The sequence below is a fragment of the Candidatus Mycoplasma haematobovis genome, from assembly GCF_001645765.1.
GTDB classification, from domain to species: domain Bacteria; phylum Bacillota_I; class Bacilli_A; order Mycoplasmatales; family Mycoplasmoidaceae; genus Eperythrozoon_B; species Eperythrozoon_B haematobovis.
In genome coordinates this window covers 1-12,644 of the sequence record NZ_LWUJ01000016.1, presented here as the reverse complement: position 1 = coordinate 12,644, position 12,644 = coordinate 1, and the positions used below count along the sequence as shown (strand labels likewise).

Genomic DNA, 12,644 nt, shown 5'->3' with positions numbered 1-12,644 from the left:
AATATCAGTTGCTATTTCTCCTAAAGTTAACCATTCAATCTTGTTATCTTGTTTGAATGACAGTAACTCATCCCTATAGTACTCATATTGTTTTTTTCTTAAATTTAGCTCCCCACAGAGCTCCCCACAGAGCTCCCCAGATAGTTTTCAGAATTGATTTAGTTTGTTAGCTATTTTTGCTTGAGTAGCTAAATCAGGTAGAGATATTTTGATTTTCTTTAATCTATCAATATCTAATGCAGGAAGTATTACACCTAATTTCAAGTTCTCTATTTCTTTGGATTTTGAAATTAGGAAATGATAAAGATAATCTCTATTGACTTTGTCAGATATAGGCTCTATTTTTAATATATGGCTGTTAAATAGGAATTCTCTATCTATATTAATCTTTCCCAATTTCCCAATGGATGCATCCTTTGCAATAATTAAGTCGTTTTTCTTAAGTAAGTATTTATTTAAATCTTGAGAGTAGTCGTTACTATCTATGTAAACTAAATTCTTTTCATTTATTTCAAAATTATCTATATTTGCTACTCTAAGAATGGGAATTCCTGCTTCTTTGTATGTGGAGGCCTTAAAGCCTCCAAATCCTTTTGAAAATTTACATATATCTCCTAAAGTCAAAGATTGAGTATTCAATTTAGTAATCAAAAATAAAAATTTTAAGAAATTATTAGAAAAAAAGAAAGACAGTGTATCAATCTGTAAATACAGTCCTGTTATCAATGGTTTTCCCTTTTTCTATGAGATCATAACAATAGTCTCTTTGTTCTTCATATGAAGAAAACGGTCTATGTCAACCGTCTTCACTTGATATTTTATGAATTCTTTTTCACTTTTTTCGCCTTCTCAATTTGGCAAAGATGATTTGCTGAGTTTTGAATGAATATTTTTTTGAAAATGATTGTTTAGTTCTATTATTTCAAGAAATATTTTCGTTTGATTTAATACCACTAACAATAACTATTTCAGATACTTCCCTCTAGTAAACCCGTAACTCTTTTTTATCCATAAATCAAAAGCAAAAATTTTCAATTTTAATTATGAATGCGAAAGCTGTTTCATCGGCAACTATAGGAGTTTATTTTCACAGAATTTTGGTTAATAATCTAATATTTTGTTAGGCAAAAATAGACTTAGAATTCTGAATAAATAAAATTAATAAGCAAATTTAGCGCTTAGTTTTAAAGCTTTAATCATTGGGTCCGTTGTTATTGATTTAGGGGCTGGAGTTACTTATTTATCTTATAGAGCGTAATAAGAAGATTTTAAAGAAGAGCTTGAGTTAAATAAGTTTAATGAAGAATGAAATAAACGTAATGATTCACAAAGATTACAGTTCTTGGAAGAGGAGTTAGAAAAGTTATGTAAGGAAAACCCAGAGGATTGCAAAACTGAACGAGGAGTAAAGGATATAGTAAATAAAGAATCCAATTTGATAGATATATTTAAAGATAGATTAAATGGTATTTGCGGAATAAGTTCAAATATTAATGAAACATGTAGAAATATAGTAGCGTAAATGGAGTATATTAAAGCTTTTTGTCCACCTTAAATTTAACAAAATTTGTTAACTAAATTAGTCCCAATTATTTCTTCCTTGTTAGGCTTCTCACAAAATTGTGAAAGTAGGTCTCTTTGTTGTGTTTCCATTTCATCATGAAAACCATCTTTGTTATCATTTAGTTCAAACAATACTGATCCACTTCCAAACATCTTTGTAGCCAACTCTTTTTCGCTATTGGCCTTTTTCCTATACAGATTTATTAGCTCTTTCTCTAAATTTTCCAATTTTCCATCCCAAAAATCATTGTACTTTATTTCAGTTCCTTTATTAAGCAATAAATAAGATGTCAGTCCGCCAATAGCAGAAGTCAAAGCCCCAGCACTAATTAAGCACTTTGTTAGTATTTTCATCCACTATCATTTTATTTTTTCCATTTAATAATACTCTTGTATATTGTTAATTTTTTTGAAAAAAATTCAACAGGAACTACTAAAATACTCAAAAATTATTTAGGATAATGACTTTATTGGGAAAGGTTTTGGAAATGGGGGCTTCTTTCTTTATTGCTAGTGCTGTTTCTGGTGTAGTTAGTGCTTTTATTGGCAATAGCAAAAAAGATAATTCGATTTCACAAACCGCGAGCGAAACAGGGAATGCAGGCAAAGGTAGTAGTGGCAATGTTAACGATGATATTGATCCTGGGGCTGTTTTTGCTTAATTCCTAGGCAATTTTGATTTTTTATTGCTGATTTCTAGCGGTTTTTTAAATTTAACTTAGTTTATTTTTGATATTGTTTTTTGTTGATGTTTCTTCCAGATAAAGATTTTTTCATCAGGAGAAAAACAGTTTTATTAACCGGAGAAGGAAGAGAGAAGGTTCACACTTTAAAGATAACAGGGACAAAGGTACCTGAACTTTTTAGTTCAGAAAATACTATTTTTGAAAGCTGAACAAAGATTAATGGTTTTTATGGAAAAATTGAAAACCCTAAAAATAAAGAGGAATATTGGAAAAATATTGAGTCTAAATTAATATCTTTTGTTAACGAAAAAACTAATATTAATTTTGAAGGATATTCACCTGACCGACGCGATGTATTTGATTGTGAAATGTTTGGAGGAGTACCAGATGGAGAATCCTTTAATGAAAAGGGACGAGTAGATTCAATATTAGAAATTAAGACGCCAAATAGTGAAAAATTTGAAGTCATAAAAGAAAAAACCTTTAATGCTTATTTACTACAATTAGGCCTTTATTTGTATTTAAGGAATTTAGATACTGGTTATTTATGTATTATTGGACTTGGCAAAAAATGAAAGATAAGAGGCGAGAGGCTTGCGTCATTTCTAGAAAATAATAAAGAGGACGCACCAATTGATGTTTTTTGCGAAGGGCCAAGAAGGACTTTTCTTTTTTCTAAATTTGAAGAGTTAAATAATTCTCCTTTTGATTTTGATATTTTAGAGTCAAGAAGGTATGTTAGTTATGGGCATGAATTACATTTATTGAAAGTAAAGATAGACATGAGTAAGTATTCAAAAATAATTGAAAAATGTAGTAAGTGGTATCAGAAATATCAATATGTCAGTCCTAAAGTAGATCCTTTTATAGATGATAATTTTTTAGATCTTTTATGGAAAGCTCGTTAAATAAGACACAAAAAGAGGCAGTATATTCGCTATTAAATAAACATACATTAGTAATAGCGCCAGCCGGAACGGGAAAGACGGAAGTATTGGTATCTAGAATTTGTTATTTATTGGAGAATGGAATAAAGCCTGAAGAAATATGTGCCGTTACTTTTACTAATTTTGCAGCTAGTGAGATGAGTAAGCGAATTAAAGAAAGATTTAATGATGTAAGAAAAACACCTTCAGCTATAGGAACGATACATTCTTTGTATGGGACAATACTTAGGCATCATATTGACATTTTGGATATAGGATTAAATCATATGTTCAAAATAGCAGACGAAGATCAAAAAAACTCTATATTAAGAATTGTTAATAGTAAGTATTACAAAAAAGAACGTAAATTGAAAGATTTAATTTCAAAACATAAGATTAGTAAACATTTAAATCCAAATGAAGCCACTAATTTAGAAGACCAAGGATTGTTAGAAACTTATGAAAAATATCTTGAAATTCTTAAAAAAAGATGGATGTTGGACTATGATGATTTACTTATTCTTGTAGATAGGATTTTTGATCTTAGACTTGATATATTAGAACATTGAAGAAATAAATACAAAGTTATATTAGTTGATGAGTGTCAAGATTTAAATCCTCTCCAATTTAAATTAATTACTAGATTAATAGGAGAAAACTCTATTTTCTTTGGAGTGGGAGATCCACACCAATGTATTTATGCTTTTGCTGGAGCACAGAAAGATATATTTAACAAATTTAAAGAATTTTTTAAGGACAATTATTTACAGATTAGTCTTTTGGAAAATTATAGATCTACAAAAAAAATAGTTGATTATTCAAACCAAATTAAATTATTTGAGCCTTATGCAAAGGTTGTAAGTGAAGAAGAGGGGACAATAGAAACTATCAAGACTTTTGATTTAATTAATAAATTAAAGGATGCAGATTTGTCGCGGTGGGCAATTTTATTTAGGCAAAATAAACACGCAAAAGACTTAATAAAGCAGGCTATTGAAAATAAAATTCCTTTTAAAACTTCTAAATTTGAGCTTCTTGAAAAAGATGAAATACAAAAAATTATTAGTTATTTAAGACTTATTTATTTTGACAACTTTAATCCCTTTAAAAAATTATTACAACTTAAGTATCTTGAATTAAGTCAAGAGTCAAAATCTAAGATATTTGAAAAGCCCAATCCGCCCTATTTGACACTATATGAAAAATGGATGAGCACGGATAGAGATGATTGATTTGAAAATGAAGAAGATAATGAAAAATTAAGTGATTTTTTAAAAAAATTGAAGAGGCTGAGAGAGGCAAAGGTTAATAATTTATCTGTGTTCGTTGAAAGTTTAATACCTTCTTTGTTTGAGGGAGAACTAAAGCAAAGCCAAAAGGATAATATTTCTTTATTTGTTAAATGATTGGATAATATTCAACCAGAAAAAACATCAGAATCTGCTGTGCAGGTAGTTTTAGATATAGAGGATAAAGCAAAGTTTTTTAAGGAACAAAAAGATAGCGGGGATTTTAACTATTTGTCTCTTATTACTATTCATAAATCTAAGGGCCTAGGTTGAGATAATGTAGCCATTTTAGAATATGATTTATTGCAAGAATCTGCCAAAAATAGGGACGAAGAGAGTGAGTTTCTAGAATATGTTTCTGTTACTAGGGCAAAGAAAAATTTATTTTTAATTAAGTAAGAAAATAATCAAATTAACTAATACTTTTTTCATAATAAATTTAAAATATGTCTGCCCCATCTGACATTGGTAATATTATTTGAAGTAGCCTTAACACAATTAGGGATGTGGCAATATTTACTAAATGCAAAAACATAGCATTTAATTTTTATTATTAAAAATTGTTAGTGATAAATATGATGAAAGAAGGTAACAACTTATAGATTCAGATAGAGAGGATGAAATAGATGATAAAGACGCTTATTTTGAAGAAGAAGTTTTTGAAGTTAATTTTGTCAACATTGCATTTAGTATAACTTAACTTAATACTTCCAAGAGAAGTTACAGAATAGCTTGCCCCACCGATTAGTTTTTTATTGGTCTTCCAATTTAAAATTGGCAAATTACTATTTTAAATTAATTACTTTGATCATTTGAGTCGCTTTCTATTTCTTTAATAATTTGATCTATTTCACTTCTTAAGTAATTAATTTTTTCAACTGTACTGGCTATTTTTGCATTCAATTCTTTAATATCTATTTTTTCTCTAGTATCTTCTTTTTCTACATAAGTATCTACAGATAAATTTCATTTTTGTTCAGTAACTTCTGCATGTGTAACTAATCTACAGAAATATTGTTTATCTGTTCTTTCTTTGTAGGCGTTAAGTATATTTTGAATGTTTTGTTCTGTTAATTTATTACTATTCTTAACTTTAATAAACTCCTTAGTTGCATCAATAAATAATATATTGCTATCTTTTTTATTTTTCTTAAGTACCATAATGCATGTAGGTGTTTGAGTTCCATAAAATAAGTTTGAAGCTAAGCTAATTACGCAATCAACATGGTTGTTATCAATTAAGTATTTTCTTATTTTTTGTTCTTTACCTGTACGGTACATAATTCCTGGAAAACATACAATAGCAGCAGTACCATTATTAGATAAATAGTGTAGGCAGTGCATTACAAAAGCCATATCAGCTTTTGATTTAGGAGCTAATACACCTGCAGGAGAAAATCTTTCATCACTTAATAAACTTTGTCTATCATCACCAACTCATTTGGTAGAGTAAGGAGGATTAGATACTATGGCATCAAACTCACCATTTTCCGCTTCCATTCAATGATCATAATCAGGATCTAAAAGCGTATCTCCGTGTTTAATGTCAAATTCATTGTAATTGATGTTGTGCAGAAACATATTCATTCTGCATAAGTTACAAGTAGTTAAATTAATTTCTTGTCCGCAATATTTATTAACTTTATCTTTGCCTAGAATTTTCTTAAATTTAAGTAATAAAGAACCTGAACCACAAGCAGGATCATAAACTTTATTTATTTTTTCTTTACCATTAATAGCTAAATGTGTCAATAATTCTGATACTTCTGGTGGAGTATAGAATTCACCCCCACTTTTTCCAGCATTAGAGGCATACATACCCATTAAGAATTCGTATGCATCCCCAAAGGCATCAAATTTATTTTCTTCGTGATAAAGGGGCATAGCGCTAATACCAATAAGTAAATCTCTAATTCTTTTATTTTTCTCCTCTACTTTGGAGCCTAATTTATTATTATTTAAATCAACATCTATGAATAGTTCAGAAAAATTATTTTCATTATTAGTACCCCTTGCAGAGCCCATGATATTTTGAAAAATATTATTTAATTTTTCATTTAAATTTTGATTATCAACTTTGCTTTCTTTAAGTACATTTTCAAATAATTCACTTGGCTTAATAAAAAAGCCCTTGGCGTTAATTCTGTCCTGCTCTCATCCTTGTACCTCTTGATCAGTACTATCTGCATAGTTGTAATCTTTTCTCCCAGAATCCCATTCATTTTTATTAATGCTGTTAGCAAAATTTTCAGATATGTATCTGTAGAACATCATTCCAAGCACGTATTGCTTGAAATCTCACCCATCTACGCTATTTCTTAAATTATCTGCAATAGATCAAATCTTTTTCCTAACTTCTTCTCTTTCGTTTTGCATGTTTCCAAATTTAAAATAATTAGGCGCTTAAAATCTATGAGTAACGACTAATCTAAAAAGATGAGTCGAAAAAGCCCAAAACAACCAAGATTTTAACAAATTAAGAAGCACTAAAATTATTAATTTTATTGATATTTCATCTTGGTACAATTGTTGCATCATCCATTTCTGCCATCACAATCTTCAAATGATTTTTGAACACTTATTTCGGCTTCTGAATAACAATAATCTCTAAAACTTTCTGAAGTTTTTGCAATATCAACTAAATCTTTTTGATACTCTAATTTTTGTCTGTAAAAATTTTCTCAACCTTCTTTGTCTTCTCAATCTATTAATACCTCTTTTGGTCACCTTTTTGAAAATTGTTGACTAATTTGTTTGAAGTATTTTGTTTTTCAAGTGAAATTTATGATGTCACTTACTTTAATTAAGAGAAGAGCAACAACAGCAATTGTCAACCCCCCCACTAAAGAGTTTTTTCAAAATCTATTACTAATTTTTAAAAACAAGATATTAGAAAAATTAATCAAATTTTTTATTTAAAGGCTTTTGGTGTTAAAGTATGATTCGACCCAATTTTAGGCTTCCTTTAAGTTAAAAATTATTTCGTACTTTTAATTGATCATAGGATAATCTAGCATACCTCCACATTCAGAAAAATTTTATTTAGTAAGTTAATAATTTTGAAGATAGGCCATTTAATTTAATATTTCCGAAAGATGTAGCCACTACTTTTCTCTTTATTTAGATAATTTTTTGTAAATAAAGATTTTCTGAAAAACTTAGCAGATTAATCGCAAAGTTCTACTGTGATAACCCTATCAACATTGTCTCTTCGTGCCTTATCTTCACAAAACTGTTCAAGTATCTGTCTTTGTTGTGTTTCATGATCAGAATAAAAAGATTTTTTTGATTTATTGGAATCTAATGCAAAAACAACCTTTTGCCCATTAGGGGCTATTTTTTCAACCAATTCATTGTAATGATGATCGCCTCTTTCATTTAAAGCTACTAGTTTTTTTTCTAAAACTTTAATTTTTGCATCCCAAAAAGCATTATCCTTAACTCTTGCCTTCCTAATTGTTTCAACGTCTTTTTTAAGAGCATCATAAATAGCTCACCCCCCTCCACCTCCTGTTGCTAAAACGCTAGAAGCTATTAAGACTTTCTTAAGACTTCAAAACATAAAAAATTAATCTTATTTTTTATTAAATTAAATAGGTCGTACCTTTTATCACTAAAAAAATCAAAACTTATTAATTATTTTTACAAAATCTTATTTGCAATTTCTGGTATTCTTAATTTTAATCCTTAAATAAATAATAAAATTACTCAAATAAACTATCTATTATTTTGTTTGTTTAAAAAATTTACTTTTCATTTTTATTGCTCATTACATTTTTCTTATTCAGTTCTTTTACAATGTCGTTCTAAATGATTTAATAGCTAGATTTTTCTAAAATACTCTATTTATTGTGAATTCTTTATTAAATATTGAAAAAATTAACTAATATGTTTTCAGCCTCTCTCTCTTAAGAAAGTTTTTTTGTTATATTTTTCAACTTGTTGTTTGTAAGAAGTTAATTGTTTATCGCCTCCCAATATTAAATCATATTTTGGTGTCTTAATTCCCCCCTTAGTAAATCCCTTTGATCTTATTGGATCAACTCAAGAATGCATAGCATGTTTTCCTATTTCCACCACCGCTTTAAGTCCTAAAAGATTGCCATCTTTATCCACATACATAGCACCGGAAGAACCCATTCCTAGTGGGAAATTTTTAAGAAAATAAAGATGTCCTATCCTATTAAATGTTTCATTTCCTCATTCTTGCAACCCTCTTCCAATTCTTTTACCAGCTATAAAACCTGGTATTTTTTCTTCACCTGCATTGTGATATCAGTTGTATTTATCATTAGACAATCTATCTGCCTCTAAAGTCTCTTCATTTCATGTTTTGGAAGCTTTAAATTTATCTCCAGTTTTGGGATACGCAAAGCTATAAAAATTCTGATCTAATTTTGAAAGTTCATCTCAACTATATCTATCCTCTAACGCATCGCTAAATACATTTATTGCCTCTTTAGTATTTACTGGATATTTAGTTGCAAAATTATTTGTTATTTTTCTTGCTATTTCTTCGTCTTTAAATTTAATCTCAAGTACAGCAAAATCTTTTCAATTATTTTTATTTACTTCATTTTCTGTATCTTCTTCAAGGAAATTTAATGCAGCATAGAATAACTTAGGCTCTTCAATTTGTTTCTTCGCAACCAACCCCATATCTGAATTCAATTCCTCTCCAGTTTCTTCTTTTGCTAAATTGAAATCAAAATAACCATATCATTCAAATTCCTTGCAATGATCGTAATATAGAGAAAGTTTAGAATAGTCTATGCCTCTATATCTGTATCTTTTGCGATTTATTTCCTCTTTTGATGTGGGCAATTTTTGTCCATAAGGATTTTCAGAAAATCCATATCGACTTATTACGTGAAGATTAGTTGCAATATATCAAGTTTTGGGATAGCTACCATTTTCCGGAATTTCATAATCTAATATTCAACCAGTCCCCATATTGCAAGGTGAGAAAATTCTAAAGGTATAATCATTCATTTTTTTGAATGCTCTTCTTGACTCTTCTCTAGTTATTTCTTTTGGATCTTTAACTTCTTGATTAACAGGAGTGATGGAGGGTAATTCTAAATTTGGGGTTTCTTTGGAATTTAAGGAAGTTATTAATCCAATACTTAATCCAAAAACCGATATTAAGCTTGTTAATGAGAGCTTGCGATTCATAAACTTAATTTTTTATTTAAATTTTTTGAAAATTCTTCATCATTACAAAATTTGTTTCTCTTGAAAATAATAAATAACTTATTACAGGTTTTTGTAGCAAGGATTTTAAAAGTTTAAATGCCTCTCTAAATCTGATGTTCATATATCATTTTTCTTTTGAAAGTGGGTATTAATTTTGGCAAAGATAATTAATTTAAAGATTTAGAGAAATTTAATTAAGATTCAAAATTAGAGTTAACAAACTCAGAAATTCTTTAGCATTAAGAGTTTTCTTTCTACTTTAGTTTTTGTTGGAATTGCAGGCTTAGTTGTTTTTGAAGCTTACTCTAATTTATTAAATAAACCTTTTCTTAAGGTAGTTGTAGAGACACAAGGATTTAAAGCTCTCTTTGAAATTAAGAAAGATCCCTTTAATAAGTGAAAGCGTACCTTTGTTACTAATAAGAAAGACATAATTAAAGAAAACTTTGTACCTTATTTAACTAGTAAAGCTTCCAACGACGAGGGCGCTTATTATTTAAATAGATGATGCAAAGAAGTATTTAATAGTTCTAGTTGAGATAGTATAACTTTATGAAGAGCAAGGAGATATTGTACAGCTACATTAGGTGTTGAATTTCTTGAAGAGGATAATGTTAGCTTAGTAGAGGAGTTAGATCCTAGTGTTAGGGATGGAGAGTGAAATAGAGTATTTACAGAACTTAAGAGTAGTATTGCACGAACAGGAATAATTAAAGAATTTAATGTTAGAGAAGAATTTTCGAATAGGAATATAGAGTTACTTAAAGATTGGTGTAGTAGTAAATTAAATCAGAGCCTTGTTAATGTAAAGCCTAAAGAGAGAAGATATGCAAGGTCTTGGTGTGTAACTTTGGATACTCCAAAGCTACATGCGGTATAAAAAAATTATCTTAGCCATGGGAATAGCAGCATTAGCAATACTTTATGGGATTTACAAATTTTCTCCAATTATTTCACAGTCTCTTGAAAGCGAAGGATTTAAATTGATTCAAAATGCCCAAAATAAAGAGGAGATTTACAAAAGAATGCTAGTTAGATACAAAGATGATATTAATAAAGATATTAAGTTAGATGAGTTTTTGACTTCTAAAGAGCAAAAGTGGGTTGCTTTGAGCTTTTGGTGTGATGTAGAGACTAGTGGTAAGAAGTTTTTTGTTAGTTTAGATAATCATAAAAAATATTGTGCAATAGGGGTTGTTGATTATTTAGTTGATGGAAAAAAATTAGAAGGAATAGATGAAGGGGAGGATGGAATGTATGTCAACTCGGATGATATGTTTAAAGATAGAGAAATTTTTTTGAAATATCAGGAATTATTTAAAAAACACAGAATTAAATGAAAGGATCTTTCTGAACAAGAGATTAATAAAGCTTGAATAAATTGATGTAAAGTTCAAAAATATTTGGAAAAAAAAGAGTTAAGTAAAAAAGTAATTTTAAATTTTTGTTTAAATCAGAGAATGCGTGAAATGATTTCCTTGTAAATTATTTAATTAGGCCCTCTCTGATTTCTTTATCTTTATGCTTTTCAAGGTAAACTTGCAAATTTAATAGCTTAAATATTAGATATGCGTAGAAACTTTAATTATCAAGTATATTTACCATTGACAAACTTCCTGCAATAAGAAGTAAGCCACCTATTTCTACAGCTATTGTATGCATCAAATTCATTCACTGTTTTTGAGAGGCTCTATCTGGAGCTACAAAAGTTTAACTGGAATTATTTCAACTTTTTTTCGTGAACTGCAATTGAAATAACAAAAACCGAAATGTATACAGAAGCATAAGCAACGCTTCTTCAATTTATTATTTTGATATCAAGAAAAAAATTAGCAGTTTGTGCAATTAATTTAAAATTTATTTATTTGCTTTTCTAGCTTTATCTCAATCTCATCCATCATTTCTAGCACATTCCATGCATCAACCTTTTGAATCACTACATTCTTCATATCCTGATTCCGCTTTAGCATAACAATAATTTCTAAATGATTCTCAATTTGGATATTCTTTTAGAAAATTTTTTCTTTTTTCGCCTTCGCCTTCGCCTGAATCTTTAACTTCATGTCAATGTTTTCAAGCAACATCATCTAAGTAATTTGGTAAATATCAATTTCCTTCATCTGAAGATTTCGTTAATCCAGATCTTCAAAAACCACTGGGTATTTTTGAATAACGAGCTATCTTTTTATTTCAAGCTACTCTGTCATTTATTTTAAGTCCTCCAAAAGACGCAACTGTGATTGCTACCCCCCCCCCTAATAAACCACCGATTAACTTTTTGTTGATAGCCAAATTAATAAATTAAATTGTTAGGTTTTTATAATTTTAATAATTCATCCCTATAGTACTCATACTGTTGCTTCCTCATTAATATCTCTGTAGGCAATCCTTCTTTAATATTGTTAGATAATTCTCAAAATTTATCTAATAAATCAACAATTTCTTGTTGTTTTTCTAAAGAAGGTACAGGAATTTTGAGCTCTTTGAATTTATTTAAATTTAAGTGTAGTATTGCTGATTTACCTGTTGTCATTTGTTCAATTTCTTTAGTTTTGAAAATAAGAAAATGAAATAGATATCTAGTATGCATTATTTTTTTAGGTATTATTTTCATTAATTGAGAACTTAAATAAAATCTTCTATCTTTATTGTTAAAGGCTACTTTACCAATAGTACCGTCTTTTGAAATAACTATCTCGTTGGGATAAAGTTTATGCTTTTGTAAGTCTTTAGAGTAATCTAAAGGGGAAAAATATTTAAGTTGCGACTCATCTATTTGGTTATTTTTTAAACTTGTAACCCGCAAAATAGGCTCCCCATTTTCTTTATATTTATCACTTTCAAATCCATATCCGGCTTGAAGATTACATATATCTTTTAAAGCTAATCATTCGATCTTGTTATCTTGTTTGAATGAAAGCAACTCATCCCTATAATATTCATATTGTTGTTTTCTTAAATTAAGCTCTTTTTCAAGCTCTTTT

General features: G+C 28.7%; 13 protein-coding genes. 5 read left to right on the top strand and 8 right to left on the bottom strand.

Annotation, left to right across the window (positions count from 1 at the left end; genetic code table 4):
• A partial coding sequence (locus A6V39_RS05790) for a restriction endonuclease subunit S (protein ID WP_187150733.1) occupies window positions 1–651 on the bottom strand: 651 nt, incomplete at its 3' end.
• A gap of 691 nt (window positions 652–1,342) precedes the next feature.
• Between A6V39_RS05790 and A6V39_RS05785 the strand changes: the two genes are divergently transcribed.
• Window positions 1,343–1,522 carry a hypothetical protein gene (locus tag A6V39_RS05785; protein WP_187150732.1) on the top strand — a complete coding sequence of 60 codons (180 nt, stop codon included), beginning with the start codon at window positions 1,343–1,345 and terminating at the stop codon, window positions 1,520–1,522.
• A 35-nt stretch (window positions 1,523–1,557) separates the two neighbouring features.
• Here the strand turns inward: A6V39_RS05785 and A6V39_RS05780 are convergent, their stop codons facing one another.
• On the bottom strand, window positions 1,558–1,917 hold the full coding sequence (locus tag A6V39_RS05780; RefSeq protein WP_187150731.1) for a hypothetical protein: 360 nt from the start codon (window positions 1,915–1,917) through the stop codon (window positions 1,558–1,560).
• 107 nt (window positions 1,918–2,024) lie between these two features.
• On the opposite strand from A6V39_RS05780, the gene A6V39_RS05775 reads away from it, so the two are divergent.
• The 3 genes from A6V39_RS05775 (at window position 2,025) to A6V39_RS05765 (ending at window position 4,863) form a co-directional block, all read left to right on the top strand.
• Window positions 2,025–2,225: a hypothetical protein gene (locus A6V39_RS05775; protein WP_187150730.1), complete on the top strand. Its 201-nt coding sequence runs from the start codon at window positions 2,025–2,027 to the stop codon at window positions 2,223–2,225.
• Between the two features lie 86 nt (window positions 2,226–2,311).
• Window positions 2,312–3,157, top strand: a complete 846-nt coding sequence (locus A6V39_RS05770; protein ID WP_187150729.1) for a hypothetical protein — start codon at window positions 2,312–2,314, stop codon at window positions 3,155–3,157.
• Window positions 3,142–4,863, top strand: coding sequence for an ATP-dependent helicase (locus tag A6V39_RS05765; RefSeq protein WP_187150728.1), 1,722 nt, complete (start codon window positions 3,142–3,144; stop codon window positions 4,861–4,863). The genes A6V39_RS05770 and A6V39_RS05765 overlap by 16 nt, the downstream gene beginning before the upstream one ends.
• 396 nt (window positions 4,864–5,259) lie before the next feature.
• Here the strand turns inward: A6V39_RS05765 and A6V39_RS05760 are convergent, their stop codons facing one another.
• The 4 genes from A6V39_RS05760 to A6V39_RS05745 all read right to left on the bottom strand — a co-directional run bounded on the left by A6V39_RS05760 (window position 5,260) and on the right by A6V39_RS05745 (window position 9,639).
• Window positions 5,260–6,840, bottom strand: coding sequence for a type I restriction-modification system subunit M (locus A6V39_RS05760; RefSeq protein ID WP_187150727.1), 1,581 nt, complete (start codon window positions 6,838–6,840; stop codon window positions 5,260–5,262).
• A gap of 125 nt (window positions 6,841–6,965) precedes the next feature.
• Window positions 6,966–7,307, bottom strand: coding sequence for a hypothetical protein (locus A6V39_RS05755; protein ID WP_187150726.1), 342 nt, complete (start codon window positions 7,305–7,307; stop codon window positions 6,966–6,968).
• A 323-nt stretch (window positions 7,308–7,630) separates the two neighbouring features.
• The gene (locus A6V39_RS05750) at window positions 7,631–8,026 is read right to left on the bottom strand and encodes a hypothetical protein (RefSeq protein ID WP_187150725.1); all 396 of its coding nucleotides are present in this window, start codon (window positions 8,024–8,026) and stop codon (window positions 7,631–7,633) included.
• Window positions 8,027–8,343: 317 nt separating this feature from the next.
• Window positions 8,344–9,639, bottom strand: a complete 1,296-nt coding sequence (locus tag A6V39_RS05745) for an MIP family Ig-specific serine endopeptidase (protein ID WP_187150724.1) — start codon at window positions 9,637–9,639, stop codon at window positions 8,344–8,346.
• Between the two features lie 917 nt (window positions 9,640–10,556).
• Between A6V39_RS05745 and A6V39_RS05740 the strand changes: the two genes are divergently transcribed.
• Window positions 10,557–11,144: a hypothetical protein gene (locus A6V39_RS05740; protein WP_187150723.1), complete on the top strand. Its 588-nt coding sequence runs from the start codon at window positions 10,557–10,559 to the stop codon at window positions 11,142–11,144.
• Between the two features lie 373 nt (window positions 11,145–11,517).
• Here A6V39_RS05740 and A6V39_RS05735 read toward each other — a convergent pair whose 3' ends face one another.
• Window positions 11,518–11,952: a hypothetical protein gene (locus tag A6V39_RS05735; protein ID WP_187150722.1), complete on the bottom strand. Its 435-nt coding sequence runs from the start codon at window positions 11,950–11,952 to the stop codon at window positions 11,518–11,520.
• Window positions 11,953–11,977: 25 nt separating this feature from the next.
• A partial coding sequence (locus tag A6V39_RS05730; RefSeq protein ID WP_187150721.1) for a restriction endonuclease subunit S occupies window positions 11,978–12,644 on the bottom strand: 667 nt, incomplete at its 5' end.